The sequence below is a fragment of the Thalassospira profundimaris WP0211 genome, assembly GCF_000300275.1.
In the GTDB taxonomy this organism is placed as follows: Bacteria; Pseudomonadota; Alphaproteobacteria; order Rhodospirillales; family Thalassospiraceae; genus Thalassospira; species Thalassospira profundimaris.
In genome coordinates, this window is the sequence record NZ_AMRN01000008.1 from 173,207 (window position 1) to 191,419 (window position 18,213).

Sequence of the window (18,213 nt, forward strand, 5' to 3'; positions counted from 1 at the left end):
CCGATGAATACAAGAATGCTGCGCCGTGCGATTCTGGCTGGCGGGATCGCCGTTCTGGCCGTCGTCAGTTTCGGCAACCCGCACCGTCATGTTGCCGATCTTTTCTGGCCCGATGATGCCGCACCCTGGGAACATGTGACTGCGGTCTATGTCCCCGATATCAGTCAACCGACCCGGGTCAAGATATCCGAGGCCACCTATGACGATCTCACGGCCTGCCGCGATCACGTCATGGAACAGGCGGCAGCGCAAGGCGACCCCAACCTTGAAAAGGGTCGCTTTGAATGCGCCATCGGATTTTATGCAGACAAGGATGATGGCACCGGCGGTGAATACCGCCTGATCGTCAAGTAATCAGTTGTTCTGTGCGCTCAAAGGCTACAGCACGTACCAAAGCAATGCGGGCAGGGCGATGGCGGCAAGGAAGCTTGAACTGATGACCACACCGGCTACTTCTTCCGGCTCGCGATTATAAAGCTGCGCAAACAGATAGCAGAATACCGCCACCGGCATCGAACATTGCAGGATCACCACCCCGCGTTCCATGCCGGTCAGTCCCATGACTTCCGACAGGCCCAGACCAACCCCGAAGCCCATGCCCAGACGCAGCACACTCAGTGCCGTGCTGCGTGCAAGGCTGACCGGGCGCAGCTTCGCCAGCGACACACCAAGGGTAAACAGCATCAACGGAATGGTCAGTTGCCCGATCAGGTTGGTAGTGTTGTAAAGCCATTCGGGCACCGGCGTTTCAGTGGCAAGAAAGCCCGTGGCAATCAGGGTTGCCGGAATGATCGGCATCTTGGCCAGCGACTTGATCGAAAAGCTGCCCGATACGAACGCAACCCCGATGGTCAGCTGGATCACGACATAGGCGGCAAAGAACGCCACCGAAAGCGCCAAGCCTTCCTGCCCGTAAGCCAGCATACACAGCGGCAAGCCAACGTTGCCGACATTTGGCCATGTCAGTGATTGCAGATAAGTGCGCGGCGACAGGTTAAAGACCTTAAGCACCGGCCAGCCGATCAGGGTAAAGATCACATTGGCCGCAAGGGCGGCCGTTCCCATCAGAACCAGCGTATCACCGCCAAGCTCCACCGTCGCAAGGGCGGCAAAGGTCAGACAGGGGGTTGCGAAATAGGTGACAATGGATGTGACAAGGTTGGTGTCAAAATGTTTGCCAGCACGGGCCCAGAAATATCCCAGTCCGGTGGTGATGAAAACCGGGGCCAAAATCGCAAAAATATCGGCAAACATCAGACGCTTTTCCTTGATAGGTTCTTTTATGGGGCGTGAACTTGAACCGAAATTGCACGTCCCCCGGTTGCTCTGCAAGTGAATAATGGTAATACCAATTTCTTTTCCGCACTGTGCAAAAGTCGGTTGTGGCTTGCGAAGACTTGCTTTTGCAAAGGCCTTTACGCCATTGTTGGCCAAACTTGACCATGCAAAAGGCCTGTGATGAACGGCTCCATCCACGACACTGTCAAACGTCACCTGATTGATCCGGCGCCGCGCTTTCGTGATCAACGCAACCCGGTTCCGGCTGTCTTTCTGGATCGGGACGGTGTGATTAACGAGGAAGTCCACTACCTGTCAGACGTTGCCGATCTTAAACTGATCAACGGCACGGCAGAGGCAATCAAACGCCTCAATGATGCAGGCATCCCGGTAATTGTTGTCACCAACCAGTCCGGTGTCGCGCGGGGCTATCTCACCGAAGACCAGCTTTTTGAAATCCACAAGGCACTGGTTTCCATGCTGTCTGATCACAAGGCATCGGTGCAGGGCATCTATTATTCGCCCTATCATCCAAGCGGGCAGGGCGATTACCGCCGCGAAAGTACGTGCCGCAAACCAGAACCCGGCATGCTTCTGGCTGCAAGTGACGAGTTCGCCATCAACCTCTCGGAAAGCGTCCTGATCGGTGATCGCATCAACGATATCCGTGCCGGGCACGCGGCGGGCACAAAGGCCATCATGGTCAGAACCGGCCACGGCGCAAAGGAAGCCATCCTGCCCGAAGCCCAAGAAGCCGATTTTATTGCCGATGATCTGGCAATGGCGGTTGATCACATCCTGAAAACGCGGCAATAGGGCGCGTTTCACGCCGTACGTGTCTAACCGTTGCCAAGACAAAAGTTCTGCCACATCTCCCGACAGGCTTCTTCGAACTCGGCTGCGACAGCAGGTGCATGGAAGGCACGGCTGCCCCGAATGCGCTCACGCATGTTTTCGCGGATACTGGCCAGCGCCTTAAGGTCGGATGCCAGCATGATGCATTTATCGACATAGCCTTTTTCGGTCTCGGCACTCAGCGCGCCAAGCCCGATATCGCTCAAGACCGCAAGGCCAAGCCGAGACCCCGGTCGATCATCGGCAAGTGTTACGAACGGAATGCCAAACCACAGCATTTCGTAATAGTTCTCAAGGCTGATGGCCGGAAAAGGTGCCAGCCCGATATCAATCTGGGCATAAAGCGCAGCCCGGTCTGCCGGTTTAACTTTCCCCGCAAGATCCAGCCGGTCGCGCTTGATCCCGGCTTGGCGGGCGCGATCCAGAAACGTCTTGGCGGCATAGGAATCTTCAAGGACTTCATCCTGAATGACGATGCGGCTGTTGCTGACCTTGTTTAATATCCTCGCAAAGCAGTTCAGTGTTTCGTTGCTGATATTGGCCAACCGATCAATGCAGCCAAACCGGATGATCTCTTCGCCGACGGCTGCTGGCAGTGGTGCCAATGGCAAGGCATCATCAAGCTCCGCCGGAAGGTAGGGGCCAAGTGCTAGCGGATAGGGACGCTCGGCAAACATCTTGTTGTCAGACAGGCTGCCGCCAAACACATCCTTGTGCCGGATCAGGTAATCCATCTCGGCCATGCCGGTGGTGATCGCAGACAGGCTGGCTTGCACCGGGGCGGCCTTAAGGGCAAAGACCTCAATCGGTTGCGTTGGATGAACGCCACAGACATCAATCAGGATATCGACCTTGTCCTTGCGAATGCGATCGGCAATCTGCATCGGGTCCTGGCCGCACACTTCGCGCCAGCCATCGGCCATCACCTGCCATTGCCGTGTGACGTCATCCGGGCGCGGGGTCGCGGAATACAGGAACAGCTCGATCTCATGCCGGTTCAGGTGGCGGGCAAGTGCACTCAAAAGGCTGGATGATGCATGCTTGCAAAAGAAGGGCGAGAGCCATCCGATGCGCAGCCGCTTGTCCGACTGCCGGGTGTTGGCAAAGGCCGGCTTGGCAGCAATCGGCATATGATGCTTTGCCCATGCCTTGGCGGCCTTGCTATGGGTGGCCCCATCGGTTGTGCCAAGCTTTGCATGCGCCCGGATCAAAAGCGCATCAGCCGTGGCGTTATCTGGCGATGTCTCTATCAGGGTATCAAGTGTCTTTATTGTGCTATCAAGGTCGCCACAGCGCAGCGTGATGTCGGCCAGAACCAGATCAATCTCAACGGTGTCCTTGGTCAGGCGGCGCGCGGTCTTTAAAATCGCAATCGCCTTGGCATATTGCCCCTGATGGGCCAGTGACTGACCCAGCCCGCGCAAGCCCGGAACGTATTTGGCATCGATGCTCAGCGCCCGTTGATAAAGGTTTTGTGCCAGTTCCGGATAACCAAGCCGCAGGAAGGCCGACCCCACCCGGCAAATCATCTCGGGGGAAATGCCTGCGGCCTCGGCGGCATGTTCAAGTGATTTAAGGGCGGCTTCTTCCTGTCCCAGATCATGCAAGGTCTGCCCGAAAAGCAGCAATCCTTCATAATGATTGGGCTTCAGGCCCAGCAACCGGCCCAAAAGATCCATCGCCTGACCCAAATGGCCGCGCGGAATTTCAAGCCGTGCCAGATGATAAAGGGCGGTGGGGAAATCCCCGTGGTAACTCAATGCCTGCTTGAACTGATCAATCGCCTTGTCAATCTGACCCGAACTTTCCAGCGCAATAGCATAGTTGCACCGGGCCGCCGGGTTGGCGGCAAAGCTCGTCAGGCAGTTTTCAAAAAGCTCAATGGCCTCGCCATGGCGGCCAAGGCCGGTCAGAAGGGTGGCAAGAAGATGCTCCGCCTCCGCATTGCCCGGTGACATGGCCAATGCCGCGCGATAGATTTTCTCGGCTTCTTCGGGGCGATTGCCCTCATGCGCAGTCAGTCCGCGACGCAACAGTGTCTTGAGTTGGTCGGACATGGGGTTGCGGATCTCCACCTGATGGTCTGGGTAAGGGCCTCGGCCCAAGCAGTCTTGCCTGACATTAAAGGGTTCAGCCCGTCCTTTAAAGCATGCAGTTACCAGATCGCGGATTACCGCCTGAAATGCAGGTAAAAAAGAACCCCGAACCTGTATGAGGGTCCGGGGTCAGAATGGGAGTGGGAGAATCGCCTGGCGGCGATAATCCCCCATACGATATGTGTTGTTTGGTTAGAGGTCGCCTATTCAATGGAATAGTTTTCCGGGTATTTGGGATAGGTTGCATGGTCAATCGTCGCAAAACCTGTGAACTGGCTCACAAAATTGCACGCTCACACTGGTGAAAGGGCGTTTTCAGGCAAACTCTGAGGATAGAACGTGCTGCCAAAAACGCGTTCGCAGTTCGCGGGCAAAGTGATGTGCGTGTAGCAATCGTACCGAATGACGGATTTTGGCGAAATTTTCGGGCAAAAAACTGTCAAAGCGCGCGAATACTGTGCTAGAACGCACCTATATACAAAGGGCATCGGGGATGCTGACCCCGTACCCGAAAGAAACGCCACCAGTGATTTAAAGAGAGGTTCCTTCCATGCCGGAATATCGGTCCCGTACAACAACACATGGCCGCAACATGGCTGGTGCGCGCGGCCTTTGGCGCGCCACTGGCATGAAAGACGAAGACTTCGACAAGCCGATCATTGCGGTCGTCAACAGCTTCACCCAGTTCGTGCCCGGTCACGTGCATCTCAAAGACCTCGGTCAGATGGTCGCACGCGAGATCGAGGCATCCGGCGGTGTCGCCAAGGAATTCAACACCATTGCCGTTGATGATGGCATCGCGATGGGCCATGACGGCATGCTCTATAGCCTGCCATCACGTGAAATCATTGCTGATTCCGTCGAATATATGGTCAATGCCCATTGCGCCGATGCGATGGTCTGCATTTCCAACTGCGATAAAATTACCCCGGGCATGTTGATGGCGGCGATGCGCCTTAACGTCCCGTGCGTGTTCGTCTCCGGTGGCCCGATGGAGGCCGGCAAGGTCACCATCGAAGGCAAGGAACATCACCTTGATCTGGTTGATGCCATGGTGCAGGCCGCCGACCCGAACATCTCCGACGAACAGGTAAAAGTTGTTGAGCGTTCGGCATGCCCGACCTGCGGCTCGTGCTCTGGCATGTTTACCGCCAACTCGATGAACTGCCTGGCCGAGGCGCTTGGTCTCGCACTTCCGGGTAACGGTTCTGTGCTGGCAACGCACGCAGCACGTCAGGAACTGTTCCTCGAAGCGGCCCGTACCTCGGTCAAGCTGGCCCGTCGTTACTACGAAGAAGAAGACGAGGGCGCGACCCCGCGCGGTATCGCAACCTTCAAGGCATTTGAAAATGCCATGGCGCTTGATATCGCCATGGGTGGGTCGACCAACACGGTTCTGCACCTGCTGGCGATCGCCAAGGAAGCCGAAGTCGACTTCACCATGACCGATATGGACCGCCTGTCGCGCAAGATCCCGTATCTGTCCAAGGTCGCGCCGAACCATCCGATGTTCCACATGGAAGACGTCCATCGTGCCGGTGGCATCATGCGAATTCTCGGCGAACTCGATCGTGCAGGTCTGCTGCATACCGATGTCTCGACCGTGCATTCCAAGACCATGGCCGACGCCCTTGAGAAGTGGGACATCAAACGCACCACCAACGAGGCCGTGCACAAGTTCTTCCGCGCCATGCCGGGCGGGATTCCGACCCAAACCGCGTTCAGTCAGGAACGTTATTGGGACGATCTGGATCTTGATGAAAAAGAAGGCTGCATCCGTGATGTCGCCCATGCCTATAGTCAGGATGGCGGTCTTGCCGTTCTGTTTGGCAACCTGGCCGCCAATGGCTGTGTGGTCAAAACCGGCGGTGTTGATGAAAGCATTCTGAAATTCACCGGCCCGGCCGTGATCTGCGAAAGCCAGGACGAAGCCGTTGCTAAGGTTCTCGGTGGCGAGGTCAAGGAAGGCGACGTTGTCGTCATCCGCTACGAAGGCCCCAAAGGTGGTCCGGGCATGCAGGAAATGCTGTATCCGACCAGCTATCTGAAATCGATGGGGCTGGGCAAGGCCTGTGCGCTGGTTACCGATGGTCGCTTCTCTGGCGGGACTTCGGGCCTGTCGATTGGTCACGTATCCCCCGAAGCAGCCGCTGGCGGTGACATCGCGCTGGTCGAACCGGGTGACATGATCGAAATCGACATCCCGAACCGTTCGATCCGCATTGCGGTCGATGATGCGGTTCTGGCTGCCCGCCGTCAGGCGATGGAAGCCAAAGGGCCCGAAGCATGGCGTCCGGCCAAGCCGCGCAAGCGCAAGGTCTCAACCGCCCTTCGTGCCTATGCCGCCATGGCAACCAGTGCCGATCAGGGTGCGGTCCGTGACGTCACGCAGGTCGAATTCTGATCTGCGGATAGTCGCAAGATAACCAAATAAAAAGGGCGCCAAACGGCGCCCTTTTTTCATGATCGGGTTTTGGTGGCTCAGGCCAATGCACTTTCAATCGGCAGGTACTCATAGCCAAGCGCATCTGCCACGGCCTTATAGGTGATCTTGCCCGCATGGACGTTAAGCCCGGCCACCAGATGCGGATCATCCTGACAGGCTTTCTTCCATCCCTTGTCGGCAAGTGCCAGGGCAAAGGGCAGGGTGGCGTTATTGAGCGCAAAGGTCGATGTGCGTGCGACCGCACCGGGCATATTGGCCACGCAATAATGCACCACATCATCAACGATATAGGTCGGATCGGCATGGGTGGTTGCCTTGGATGTTTCAAAACATCCGCCCTGATCAATCGCCACATCAACAATCACCGATCCCGGCTTCATCCGTGACAGCTGTTCTTTCTTGATCAGTTTTGGTGCGGCCGCACCGGGTACAAGAACCGCACCCACCACCATGTCAGCCTCAAGCACAAGCGCCTCGGTATCGTCGATGGTGGCGTATTGGGTTTTGATGCGCGGGCCATACAGATCATCAAGATAGGTCAGGCGTTTGACGTTTTTATCAAGGATGATCACATCCGCCCCCATGCCCGCCGCAATGCGCGCGGCATTGGTGCCAACCACACCGCCGCCGATGACAACCACCTTGGCCGGTGCCACACCCGGCACACCGCCAAGCAACATGCCCCGTCCGCCATTGGCCTTTTGCAGGGCAGCTGCCCCGACCTGCGGGGCCATACGCCCAGCGACTTCTGACATCGGTGCCAGCAATGGCAAGCCACCTGCGCGGTCGGTGACGGTTTCATAGGCAATCGCGGTGACACCCGATTTGACCAGACCGGCGGTCTGATCCGGGTCCGGCGCCAGATGCAGATAGGTAAACAGCAACTGGCCTTCGCGGAGTTGCTCATACTCGACCTTCTGCGGTTCCTTGACCTTTATGATCATCTCCGCACTGGCAAAGATATCGGATGCACTGGCCGCAATCGTCGCACCGGCGGCGACATAATCATTATCGGCAAAGCCGATGCCAGCACCGGCCATGGTTTCGACCTGTACCTTATGGCCGTGTGCGACCAGTTCACGGACCGAACTTGGCGTCAGTCCGACACGGTATTCGTGGTTTTTGATTTCCTTTGGAACACCAATCAGCATGTCGTTTCCTCCCGACAAAATCGTGGTAATCGGGGGAACTCCCCGGCGTTTCCGGAGTTTCCCGGGCGGTTGGAATACGATGCCGCCTCTTTTGTTATTATTCTTGAATGATACCCTAAAAATTGGGCAATTAATCTTCATTTCAAGGGGCTTTTGATGATATCATTGCTATATAATTCAACAGAAACACCATGACGTCGGAGGATTATGCGAATGGAGATGGACGAACGGGATCGGATGATTCTGCGTTTGCTGCAGAAAGACGGTCGCATCAGCAATGCTGAACTTGCCGAAAAGGTGAACCTGTCGGCCTCTGCCTGCCTGCGCCGTGTACGGCTTCTTGAAGAGGCGGGCTTCATTGATCACTACACCATGCTTCTTAATCCCGCGCGGATCGGCAAGCCGGGCAATGCCTTTGTCAATATCGCGATCACCCGCCAAACCCGCGAGGCGCTTGAAACCTTCGAGCTCGAAATTCAAAAGGTCCCCGAAGTTGTCGAATGTTATTTGCTGGCCGGGCAAAGCGACTATCTTGTGCATGTCGTCTATAGCGACACCGCCGACTATGAACGCATCCACAGTGAAGTCCTGACCCAGCTGCCCGGTGTCGAACGTGTGCAGACCGTCATCACGCTCCGCGAGGTCAAACGCACGACCGAACTGCCTGTCTGAGCTGTGATCTGCCGTCGGATCCCGGTTATTTCACGATATGGAATGTCATGAAGTGATGCCGGGCCAGTGGCGTCTGGTCATCATCCCGGCTGGTTGGGCGGAATGCGACTCGAACAAAAAACTGTACGATATTTGTGGTTTTGTTCAGAATGCGTTATGGTGATTGATTGTATGTGACCGGAATTCATCTAAATTGGTCTATATTTGGTCAGAAAAATGTATGCGTTTTCAATGCTTCATGAATTTTGTCCAGTTATTCCAATCCTGCAGTTTGACTTTTAGGTGAATTAAAATGCAATAATATGCCCGGGGAAAATACGTTGGGGGAAATTAATCAAATGGAACAAGACAATCTTGTTCGCGCTCGTAGTCATGAGCAGAAACTAAAACGCCGTGCTGATATTCTCGAAGCTGCCCGCAAGCTCTATCTCGAAGGTGATGGAACCCTGCCGTCGGCAGCCGAGGTCGCACGCAAGGCGAACTTGGCCAAGGGCACGCTTTACCTTTATTTTTCAAGCAAGGAAGCATTGTTTCTTGAAGTGTTGCGTCACTTCCAGAAAGAGTGGTTTGAAAACAATCTTGATGTGATTGATCAGGAAGCGCTGCGCCGGCCCGAAGAACGGGATTCGACCCGTGTGGCCCGCCAGTTCGTGCAATATCTGGTCAAGAACGACAAGTTCCTGCATCTCGCATCACTGTCGCAAGGTGTTCTGGAATCCGGCTCGGACGATGAAATGGTCGTCAACCAGCGCCGCTTCCTGGCATCCATGGTCAAACGTACCGCCGATGCCCTGGCAGAGCTCTATGAAATCACACCTGATGCCGCCAGCAAGCTGATGCGTTCTTCCTATGCGCTGGTTCTGGGCCTGTGGCAGATGTCGCAGTTGCCGGATCGTGTCATCAAGCTGATGGAACAGAACGCGCTCAATAACCTGATCATTGATTTCGAAGAAGCCGCCGAAGAGGCTGTTGTCTCTTACTGGCAGGTTTCAGCACCCGGCATGAAGTGCCGTGAAATGATGCGTAAGGCGGCCGAAAGCAACTGCTGAGTCGACGCCACGACAAGCCCAATACAAAACAGCGCCGGATGATTTTCCGGCGCTGTTTTTTTGTTGTCTGCGTAAGGGTATCAGGCAGCCAAAGTAGCGCCTTAGTGCTGCGCGTCCGCCCCGGCAGAGGCGCGGCTGCGCATCCGCTCGGACCGCAGGATCATCAGGCTGGCAATCACGATCATCACCGACACCGCCAGAATGATCAGGGTTGCCAGTGCGTTGATTTCCGGCGAGACCCCCAGACGCACCGACGAAAACACCTTCATCGGAAGCGTGGTCGATCCTGGCCCTGCAACAAAGCTTGCAATCACCAGATCATCAAGCGACAGGGTGAAGGATAGCAGCCAGCCGGCCAGCAACGCTGGCAGGATCATCGGAAGCGTGATGACAAAGAAGATCTTGGCAGGCTTAGCACCCAGATCCATGGCCGCTTCCTCGACCGAGGTATCCATCCCCGACAGGCGCGATTGCACGACAACCGCGACATAGGCCGCACAGAAGGTCGTATGCGCAATCGTGATCGTTGAAAGTCCACGCCCGGCTGGCCAGCCAATCATTTGCTCAAGCGTTACAAACAACAGCAAAAGCGACAGACCGGTAATAACCTCTGGCATGACAAGCGGGGCGGCGATCATGCCTGAAAAAAGCGTGCGTCCCTTGAACCGGCCAAAGCGTGACATCACAAGTCCCGCCGGCGTACCAAGTGCCAGGGCGAGGGTCGCTGACATCACCCCGATACGCAGGCTGTTCCAGGCGGCATCAATCATGCCGTCATTGGAAAACAGCGACACATACCACTTGGTCGAAAAGCCCGCCCAGACGGTCACAAGCTTCCCTTCGTTAAAGGAATAGATCATGACAAGCAGGATCGGCACATACAGAAAGGCAAAGCCAAACACCAATGCCGAGATCAGGAAGGTTGAACGTTTGCTGCTCATTGCTGGCCTTCCTCCTGCTTGGTCTGAATATGCTGGAACCACATGATCGGCACGACAAGGAACAGCAGCATCGCAATCGCAACGCTTGATGCAATCGGCCAGTCACGGTTGGCAAAGAACTCGTTCCAAAGGGTTCGACCAATCATCAAGGTGTTCGGGCCCCCCAGAAGTTCCGGAATAACGAATTCACCCACAGCCGGAATGAACACCAGAAGTGAGCCTGCCAAAATCCCCGGCATCGAAAGCGGCAGCGTGATCTTGGCAAAGGCCTGCCAGGGCTTGCAGCCCAGATCAAGGGCGGCTTCGACCAGGCTGACATCCATTTTTTCAAGTGTGGAATATAGCGGCAGGATCATGAAGGGCAGGTAGGTATAGACAATCCCGACATAGACCGCGAATTCCGTCTGACGCATGATCAGCGGTTCGGAAATGATGCCCGTCCACATAAGGAACGCGTTAATCAAGCCTTCGCGGTCAAGGATCCCGATCCAGGCATATACACGGATCAGGAAACTGGTCCAGAACGGCAGGATCACCAGCATCAGCAACACACTGCGCATCGATCCTTGCGCGCGCGCAATGCCGTACGCCATCGGATAGCCGATCAGAAGGGTGATAACCGTTGATATCGCCGCAATTCGGATCGAGTTGAGATATGCCGTGACATAAAGGCTGTCAGATAGAAGGAACAGGTAGTTCCCGAAATTGAGCGTGACCGTGATGCCTTCATCGATCCATTCAAACAGCGGCGTATAGGGCGGCTGCGCGTATTCGGCGACGGAAAAGCTGATCTTGAGAACGATCAGGAACGGCACAAGGAAGAACAAAAACAGCCAGAAATACGGGATACCAACCACCAGTACCCGGCCATGTTTGATCATCCAGCGATCAAAACGTTGTTTGAGGGTCAAGCTGCCCTCTTGCTTGTCACTGCTCATTTGTTCAGTACCGAAGCAGCCCCGGCCTCCCACGATACCCAGACAGTGTCTTCCCACGTATAGCGCGGCTCGATCTGGCGGGTGGAGTTTGGCTCGGTCACCTTGATGCGTTTGCCGCTTTCAAGGCGCACGTGGTAGGTCGAAATACCACCAAGATAGCCGATCTCTTCAACCTTGCCCGATACGCAATTGTATTTGGTTTCTTTGGGCGCTTCCTTGGTGATGCGAAGCCGCTCGGGGCGCAACGCCACCCAGAAGGTCATGCCTTCATGGCCCTGAACAGCATGATCGATATAAATCTCGCAACCGGCCTCATCCGACTTGATGACGGCATATTTTTCATCGTCATCGACCAGTACACCTTCGATCAGGTTGACCTGACCGAGGAAGTTCGCGGTATAGCGGCTGTTGGGATATTCATAAAGTTCGAACGGAGTACCGGTCTGGTTGATGACCCCTTCATTCATCACGGCAATGCGCGATGCCATGGTCATGGCTTCTTCCTGGTCATGGGTCACCATGACAAAGGTGGTGCCGACCTTTTCCTGAATGTTGACCAGCTCGAACTGGGTCTGTTCGCGCAGTTTCTTGTCAAGCGCGCCCAGCGGTTCGTCCAGCAGCAGCACCTTTGGCCGTTTAATCAGCGACCGCGCCAGTGCAACGCGCTGGCGCTGACCACCCGAAAGCTGATGGGGTTTGCGCTTGGCAAATTTGCTCATCTGCACAAGGCCCAGCATTTCGGCGACCAGTTCCTTGATCTCGCTGCGCGAAACGCCATCCTGCACAAGCCCGAACGCGACATTCTGTTCCACACTCATGTGCGGGAACAGGGCATAAGACTGGAACATCATGTTGGTCGGGCGCTCATAGGCCGGGACCCCGGCCATATCGACACCATCAATGTAAATCTTGCCTGATGTGGGTTCCTCGAACCCGGCCAGCATGCGCAACAGCGTCGTTTTCCCGCAACCTGACCCGCCCAGAAGGGCGAAAAGCTCGTGGCGATAGATATCCAGGGAAACATCATCGACGGCATAGAAGTCGCCGAATTTCTTGGTCACATTCTCAAAGCGGATATAGGGAACCGCGTCCGGATTGTTCCAAGGTTGCGTCTTGTGCACATCCTCGTGCACGCGCTCCAAAACCGCCTCTGACACCAGCATTCTCCCCTGTTTCAATGTCAAGATGAACCGCTTCAATCAGACGTCAGTCCCTGATGATCTGGTGCGCAATCGTTTCATGTTGCTGCACTGCCAATTGGTCGGTTCTTCCTGATAACAGGATGAAGCAATTCTGCAATCTGTAAAGAGGGGTGTGCGATATTTTGAACAACAATCGCCATTTGATGCCTAAATTGGCAGAGAATCGGCGTGTGGTGTTCAGAAAATGTGCATTTCTGCGAAAGGGTCCGGTTGTCAGAAACAGGCTGACTGCAACCAATAAAGCGCCGTGATCACGAGTCACAGGCTGCCTGGCCGCATCGTTTCGCACGACTGAAAAGCAAAAGGGCGCAACCAAAGTCGCGCCCTTCGCAAGGATCAGCGATCGCAATCCGTCAGGATCGCTTTCGATCACTTACTGACCGGTTTTAAGCTTCGTCCACAGGCGGGTACGGGTACGCAGCAGGCGTGAACCCGGCTCGACTTTCGAACGCAGGCGTTCTTTTACTTCCTGCGGCGGATAGATGCCCGGATCTTCGAGAAGGGACGGGTCAACCAGTTCCATCGCGGCAAGGTTCGGGGTTGCATAGGCAACATAGTTCGCGATTTCAGCTTCGACATCGGCACGCAGCACGTAGTCGATGAACTTGTGCGCCAGGTCCGGGTTCGGTGCATCTTCCGGGATCATCATCGCATCGAACCAGATCAGGGTGCCTTCCTTTGGAATGACATACTTGATCTCATTGCCGTTGCCGGCTTCTTCTGCGCGAAGGGCGGCCATGCCGACATCGCCCGACCAGCCAACAGAAATACAAACGTTACCGTTTGCAAGGTCGTTGATGTACTGGGAGCTATGGAAATAGGTCACATGCGGACGGATTTTCTCAAGCTGCTCAAAGGCGCTTTCGATCGATTCCGTGGTCGGTTCGCCTTCCGGCACATTGCCAAGATAGAAGTTCACCAGCGGTACGATCTCGCCCGGATCATCCAGAAGCGACAGGCCGCATGACGACAGCTTTTCGGCATATTTCGGATCAAAGATCATCGCCCAGCTATCAAGCGGGGCGTCGTCACCCAGAACTTCCTGAACTTTGGCAACGTTATAGCCAAAGCCGTTGGTGCCCCAGAAATACGGCACGGCAAAGGTGTTGTCAGGGTCGTATTTTGCCTGCTGCTCAAGGATCACCGGATCGAGGTTGCCATAGTTCGACAGTTTGGATTTGTCGATTGGCTGGAACAGCTTGGCTTTGATCAGGCGTTCGGCATCGGCAAGGGTCGGAACCACGATGTCATAGCCGGAATTACCCGCCAGCAGCTTGGCTTCAACCAGCTGGTTGCTGTCGTAAACGTCATAGTTGACCTTGACGCCGTATTCCTTTTCGAAATTCGCAACGGTTTCCTCGCCGATATAATCCGACCAGTTATAAACGTTGAGAACTTCCTGTGCCGATGCACCAGTGGCAAAGCCAGATACGGCAGCCGCAAGCACAACCAGGCTTGATGTTTTAAGAAGAGATTTCATTTCGCTGAGCCTCCCATGTGGCAGCGTTTGAAAGTTTACCGGTTCTGTTGTTGGTCCCCCAGAACCCGGGGCTTATCGTAATATCCTTCGAATGCTTCAGGATATTGTCAAATACAAGATGGAAAAATGTGCATATTTCGCATCATGTAAAAAATTGTGCATTTAACATGCAACAATCTTGCGCCGGGCAGCAAGTCCCGGCGCAAAATTCGACAGGCGTCTTTTAAACGTTCAGCAACAGGTGCTCACGCTCCCAGGCGCTGATCACGGTCTGATAGGCATCCCATTCCGCTTCCTTGACCGCAATAACGGCGGCAGCGAACTCTTCGCCCAGCAGTTCCTTAAGCGGCTTGCAACGATGGAACTTCGCAAGTGCTTCGTGGATGTGACGCGGCAGGGAATGCGCACGGTCATAGCCCGAACCTTCGATCGGGGCCGTCGCATCGACTTCCTCGATAATACCAAGCAGGCCACAGGCAAGCGACGCCGCAACCGCCAGATACGGGTTGGCATCTGCCCCCGGTAGACGGTTTTCAATACGACGTGCCGCGGGCGGGCCATTCGGCTGGCGCAGGCCGACCGTACGGTTATCAAGTGACCAGTGCATGTTGATCGGGGCATCCGACCAGGGCTGCAAACGGCGATAACTGTTCATGTTCGGCGCCAGAAGCGGCATGGCTGCTGGCAGGTAACGCTGCAGGCCGCCAATATAGTTGAGGAACAGTTTCGAGTTTTCCCCGTCATCATCGGCAAACAGGTTCTTGCCGGTGTTGATATCAAGAAGACTTTGGTGAATATGCATCGAGCTTCCCGGCAGGTTGCCCATCGGCTTGGCCATGAACGTGCCATAGACACCGTGTTTCAGTGCCGTTTCACGCAGCGTACGTTTGAACAAAAAGGCCTGATCGGCTAGTTCAAGCGGATCACCATGGTTAAAGTTCATTTCAAGCTGGGCCGGACCCGACTCGTGGCTCATGGTATCGGCGTCGATATTCATGGCCTCGCAATAGTCATACAGGTCTTCAATCAGCGGATCGAACTCGTTGATGGCATCAATACCAAACGCGTTTGATGCGCGTTCCGGGCGACCGGAACGGCCAATCGGCGGCTCCAGCGGGTTGTCCGGATCGGTGTTCTTTGCCACCAGATAAAATTCAAGTTCTGGCGCGATGATCGGGCGCATGCCGCGTTCTTCAAATGCCTTGAGAACCCGTTTAAGTACGCCGCGCGGCGACGTCGAAACTTCTTCGCCGGAAAAATGGAAACAGTCGCAGATGATCTGGGCCGTCGGCTCCTCGTACCACGGCACAACGCGCACGGTTTCCGGGTCGGGAACCATCGCCACGTCCTTTTCGGCCGGGTCAAGGAAGGCATCGGTTTCCTCCGGATAGCCGCCGGTTACCGTCAGGCAGAAAATTGCTTCGGGGATGGCAAGGCTTTTGGCCTCCAGCCCCTTAAGAAACTTCTGTGTCGGAAGAACCTTGCCCCGCGCAACGCCGGACATGTCCGGAACAATGCATTCGACTTCTTCGATTTTTCGCTCGGATAGCCACGTCTTGAGATCGGTGCTCATGTGTAGTCGGGCGCTTTCACGCCAGTCCTTCAAAATTGCATTTTCTTGCGTTTTTCGGGCCATTCCCGAACAAATTCACAAGAAAGGATGTTTGTCTTCGAAGACTATTGTATTTAATTTCGTTATTGTCGTGTTTATTAGAATTATAGACGAATTTTCGGTTGGATCGTCGAAGATATCGTTTCATATCTCTGGAACGATCCTACCAGATTGCGCTATAGTCGCGCCACAATATTTAAGAGCAGCGTTTGGATGCTGGTCAAGGAGGTATTATGAAAATCGCACATCCGTATCTTATGTTTCTTGGTGACGCGCCGGACGAACTGGCTGCAAAAACCGCAATCGGCATCAAGCAGTGGCGCCCGGAATGGTGCGTCGGTCAGATGAGCCTGCCGGGCTGTCAGGCGGATCTTGGTCTGCCGGAAATGTCGATCGCCGAAGCAAAGGCAGCCGGCGTTAAAACCCTGGTGCTGGGCGTTGCCAACCGTGGCGGGATCATTGGTCCGGCATGGATGGAAACCCTGCTGGCGGCAATCGACGCTGGCATGGACATCGCCAACGGTCTGCACACCCGTCTTTCGTCGATTCCCGAACTGGTCGATGCCGCCAAGGCCAAGGGTGTTAGCCTGTTTGATGTGCGCCACTTCGACGGTAAAGTCCCGGTCGGCAACGGTGAAAAGCGTTCCGGCAAGCGCGTTCTGGCTGTCGGTACCGACTGTTCGGTCGGTAAGATGTACACCGCCCTTGCAATTGACGCCGAATTCAAAAAACGCGGCATCAAGTCCGACTTCCGTGCAACCGGCCAGACCGGTATCTTCATCGCCGGCGAAGGCATATCGGTTGATGCAGTTATTTCCGACTTTATCTCGGGCGCTGTTGAAACCATTGCACCGGCCAATGACCCGGATCACTGGGACGTCATGGAAGGGCAGGGCAGCCTGTTCCACGCATCGTTCGCCGGTGTTTCCATGGGCCTGATCCACGGTTCACAGCCGGACGCCCTTGTGGTCTGCCACGAGCCGACCCGTGCCCACATGCGTGGTCTTCCGGGGTATAAGCTTCCGGATCTCAAAACCTGCCTCGACGTCAACCTGTTGCACGCCAAACTGACCAACCCGGATTGCAAGGTTGTCGGTTTTGCCATCAACACCAAGGCGCTTGACGACGCAGCGGCCAAGAAACTTCTGGCTGACATCGAAGCCGAATTCGGTCTTCCGGCAGTTGACCCGGTCCGTACCGGCGTTGCGTCGCTGGTCGACAAGCTGCAGGAGATCTAAGTTGCCAAAGCTCACTGTGATTTCCGAAGTCTTCCCCCTCGCACAGGTCTTCAAGATCTCGCGCGGGGCCCGGACCGAGGCACATGTGGTCAAGGTGACGCTCAGCGACGGCACCCATACCGGGCAGGGGGAATGCGTTCCCTATGCCCGGTATAATGAAACGGTCGAAGGTGTCATTGCCGACATCGAAGCACAGGCAGACGCCCTTGACCGCGGCATGACCCGCAAGGAACTTCAGGACGCCATGAAGGCCGGTGCTGCGCGTAACGCAGTCGACTGTGCCTATTGGGATCTCGAAGCCAAGCGTATGGGCCGTCGCGTATGGGAATTGATCGGGCACAAGGCGCCCGAAGGATTGATCACAGCCGAAACGCTGTCGATCGATACCCCGGACAATATGCGCGAAGCCGCCCGCAAGATCGCCCATGCCCCGTTGCTTAAGGTCAAGCTCAATGGCGAAAACGTCCTTGAGTCGGTCCGCGCTGTGCGTGAAGGTTCGCCCAAGGCCCGCATCATTGTTGATGCCAACGAAGCCTGGTCTCTTGATCTGCTCGAAGATATCGGTGCCGAACTTGATGGTCTGGGTGTCGAGATGATCGAACAGCCACTGCCTGCCGGGCAGGATGATGGTCTGATCGATATCGATTGCCCGGTGCTTCTGTGTGCCGACGAGTCTGTTCATACGATGGCTGACATTCCGCGTCTGGCCAATCTCTATGACATGATCAACATCAAGCTCGACAAGACCGGTGGTCTTACCGGCGCGCTTGAGCTGGCCGAGGCCGCATCCAAGGCCGGCATGCAACTGATGACCGGCTGCATGGTCGGAACATCGCTTGCCATGGCGCCTGCCATGATCACCGGTGCCATGTCGCGCATTGTCGATCTGGATGGCCCGATCTGGATGGCCAAGGATCGCGATCATGCCCTGACGTTTAAAAACGGTGTGATGGGGCTGCCCGATCGCGAACTCTGGGGTTGATTCGGCTAAACGCTATACAACGGCATAATCGCCCTGTAATCCGGGCGATATCAGACGGCGCATCGGCAAACCGGTGCGCCGTTTTTATTTCCAATGTAAAAAACCGGCACCCGAATTTTCGACCCAAGGTAGAAAAGCCAAGGGAAATTTTTTTTACAGCCAGATATGGTGGGTTACGGGTTAACTTTTTGTTTACGAATCAACATCTTGCGGTCGGTCTTGACCGTTTTAAAGCTCCATTTCGGCCCATCTGCTGCATGACGCCACCCTAAT

Annotated in this window: 16 protein-coding genes; 7 read left to right on the forward strand and 9 right to left on the reverse strand. The window is 55.3% G+C overall.

All coding sequences use genetic code 11. The features are described from left to right. The first annotated feature begins 3 nt into the window (after nt 1-3). Nucleotides 4-354, forward strand: coding sequence for a hypothetical protein (locus TH2_RS15570; RefSeq protein WP_040824161.1), 351 nt, complete (start codon nt 4-6; stop codon nt 352-354). Nucleotides 355-378: 24 nt separating this feature from the next. Here TH2_RS15570 and TH2_RS15575 read toward each other — a convergent pair whose 3' ends face one another. Continuing rightward, nucleotides 379-1,254, reverse strand: a complete 876-nt coding sequence (locus TH2_RS15575) for an AEC family transporter (protein ID WP_008891394.1) — start codon at nt 1,252-1,254, stop codon at nt 379-381. 204 nt (nt 1,255-1,458) lie between these two features. On the opposite strand from TH2_RS15575, the gene TH2_RS15580 reads away from it, so the two are divergent. Beyond that, on the forward strand, nt 1,459-2,094 hold the full coding sequence (locus TH2_RS15580) for a D-glycero-alpha-D-manno-heptose-1,7-bisphosphate 7-phosphatase (RefSeq protein ID WP_008891395.1): 636 nt from the start codon (nt 1,459-1,461) through the stop codon (nt 2,092-2,094). A gap of 23 nt (nt 2,095-2,117) precedes the next feature. On the opposite strand, the gene TH2_RS15585 is transcribed toward TH2_RS15580, so the two are convergent. Beyond that, nucleotides 2,118-4,190 (reverse strand): tetratricopeptide repeat protein, encoded by a 2,073-nt coding sequence (locus TH2_RS15585; protein WP_008891396.1) that lies wholly within the window; start codon nt 4,188-4,190, stop codon nt 2,118-2,120. Between the two features lie 589 nt (nt 4,191-4,779). Here TH2_RS15585 and ilvD point away from each other — a divergent pair. Continuing rightward, entirely contained in the window at nt 4,780-6,633 is a 1,854-nt protein-coding gene (ilvD, locus tag TH2_RS15590) for a dihydroxy-acid dehydratase (protein ID WP_008891397.1), read from the forward strand. A 77-nt stretch (nt 6,634-6,710) separates the two neighbouring features. On the opposite strand, the gene ald is transcribed toward ilvD, so the two are convergent. Next, a complete protein-coding gene (gene ald, locus TH2_RS15595; RefSeq protein WP_008891398.1) occupies nt 6,711-7,826 on the reverse strand; it encodes an alanine dehydrogenase in 1,116 nt (371 codons plus the stop codon). A 213-nt stretch (nt 7,827-8,039) separates the two neighbouring features. On the opposite strand from ald, the gene TH2_RS15600 reads away from it, so the two are divergent. Both TH2_RS15600 and TH2_RS15605 read left to right on the forward strand, forming a co-directional pair. Continuing rightward, entirely contained in the window at nt 8,040-8,498 is a 459-nt protein-coding gene (locus tag TH2_RS15600) for an Lrp/AsnC family transcriptional regulator (protein WP_008891399.1), read from the forward strand. A gap of 338 nt (nt 8,499-8,836) precedes the next feature. Beyond that, nucleotides 8,837-9,547, forward strand: coding sequence for a TetR/AcrR family transcriptional regulator (locus TH2_RS15605; RefSeq protein WP_008891400.1), 711 nt, complete (start codon nt 8,837-8,839; stop codon nt 9,545-9,547). 101 nt (nt 9,548-9,648) lie between these two features. On the opposite strand, the gene TH2_RS15610 is transcribed toward TH2_RS15605, so the two are convergent. The 6 genes from TH2_RS15610 to TH2_RS15630 all read right to left on the reverse strand — a co-directional run bounded on the left by TH2_RS15610 (nt 9,649) and on the right by TH2_RS15630 (nt 15,681). Beyond that, nucleotides 9,649-10,488, reverse strand: a complete 840-nt coding sequence (locus TH2_RS15610) for an ABC transporter permease subunit (protein WP_008891401.1) — start codon at nt 10,486-10,488, stop codon at nt 9,649-9,651. Then, nucleotides 10,485-11,426 (reverse strand): ABC transporter permease subunit, encoded by a 942-nt coding sequence (locus TH2_RS15615; RefSeq protein ID WP_008891402.1) that lies wholly within the window; start codon nt 11,424-11,426, stop codon nt 10,485-10,487. The genes TH2_RS15610 and TH2_RS15615 overlap by 4 nt, the downstream gene beginning before the upstream one ends. Next, nucleotides 11,423-12,589, reverse strand: a complete 1,167-nt coding sequence (locus tag TH2_RS15620; protein ID WP_008891403.1) for an ABC transporter ATP-binding protein — start codon at nt 12,587-12,589, stop codon at nt 11,423-11,425. The genes TH2_RS15615 and TH2_RS15620 overlap by 4 nt, the downstream gene beginning before the upstream one ends. A 43-nt stretch (nt 12,590-12,632) precedes the next feature. Continuing rightward, nucleotides 12,633-13,001, reverse strand: a complete 369-nt coding sequence (locus tag TH2_RS21315) for a hypothetical protein (protein WP_157194160.1) — start codon at nt 12,999-13,001, stop codon at nt 12,633-12,635. Continuing rightward, a complete protein-coding gene (locus TH2_RS15625; protein WP_008891404.1) occupies nt 13,002-14,108 on the reverse strand; it encodes a polyamine ABC transporter substrate-binding protein in 1,107 nt (368 codons plus the stop codon). A gap of 223 nt (nt 14,109-14,331) precedes the next feature. Beyond that, complete coding sequence (locus tag TH2_RS15630; RefSeq protein WP_008891405.1) at nt 14,332-15,681, reverse strand: glutamine synthetase family protein; 1,350 nt, start codon at nt 15,679-15,681, stop codon at nt 14,332-14,334. A gap of 272 nt (nt 15,682-15,953) precedes the next feature. Here TH2_RS15630 and dgcN point away from each other — a divergent pair, with 272 nt between their 5' ends. Beyond that, nucleotides 15,954-16,958 (forward strand): N-acetyltransferase DgcN, encoded by a 1,005-nt coding sequence (dgcN, locus tag TH2_RS15635; RefSeq protein ID WP_008891406.1) that lies wholly within the window; start codon nt 15,954-15,956, stop codon nt 16,956-16,958. Between the two features lies 1 nt (nt 16,959). Continuing rightward, entirely contained in the window at nt 16,960-17,940 is a 981-nt protein-coding gene (gene dgcA, locus TH2_RS15640) for an N-acetyl-D-Glu racemase DgcA (RefSeq protein WP_008891407.1), read from the forward strand. Nucleotides 17,941-18,213: the final 273 nt, after the last annotated feature.

Coding starts and splice junctions, on each gene's coding strand:
- TH2_RS15570 (WP_040824161.1), top strand. CDS start 4: ATGAATACAAGAATGCTGCGCCGTGCGATTCTGGCTGGCGGGATCGCC.
- TH2_RS15575 (WP_008891394.1), bottom strand. CDS start 1,254: ATGTTTGCCGATATTTTTGCGATTTTGGCCCCGGTTTTCATCACCACC.
- TH2_RS15580 (WP_008891395.1), top strand. CDS start 1,459: ATGAACGGCTCCATCCACGACACTGTCAAACGTCACCTGATTGATCCG.
- TH2_RS15585 (WP_008891396.1), bottom strand. CDS start 4,190: ATGTCCGACCAACTCAAGACACTGTTGCGTCGCGGACTGACTGCGCAT.
- ilvD (WP_008891397.1), top strand. CDS start 4,780: ATGCCGGAATATCGGTCCCGTACAACAACACATGGCCGCAACATGGCT.
- ald (WP_008891398.1), bottom strand. CDS start 7,826: ATGCTGATTGGTGTTCCAAAGGAAATCAAAAACCACGAATACCGTGTC.
- TH2_RS15600 (WP_008891399.1), top strand. CDS start 8,040: ATGGAGATGGACGAACGGGATCGGATGATTCTGCGTTTGCTGCAGAAA.
- TH2_RS15605 (WP_008891400.1), top strand. CDS start 8,837: ATGGAACAAGACAATCTTGTTCGCGCTCGTAGTCATGAGCAGAAACTA.
- TH2_RS15610 (WP_008891401.1), bottom strand. CDS start 10,488: ATGAGCAGCAAACGTTCAACCTTCCTGATCTCGGCATTGGTGTTTGGC.
- TH2_RS15615 (WP_008891402.1), bottom strand. CDS start 11,426: ATGAGCAGTGACAAGCAAGAGGGCAGCTTGACCCTCAAACAACGTTTT.
- TH2_RS15620 (WP_008891403.1), bottom strand. CDS start 12,589: ATGCTGGTGTCAGAGGCGGTTTTGGAGCGCGTGCACGAGGATGTGCAC.
- TH2_RS15625 (WP_008891404.1), bottom strand. CDS start 14,108: ATGAAATCTCTTCTTAAAACATCAAGCCTGGTTGTGCTTGCGGCTGCC.
- TH2_RS15630 (WP_008891405.1), bottom strand. CDS start 15,681: ATGAGCACCGATCTCAAGACGTGGCTATCCGAGCGAAAAATCGAAGAA.
- dgcN (WP_008891406.1), top strand. CDS start 15,954: ATGAAAATCGCACATCCGTATCTTATGTTTCTTGGTGACGCGCCGGAC.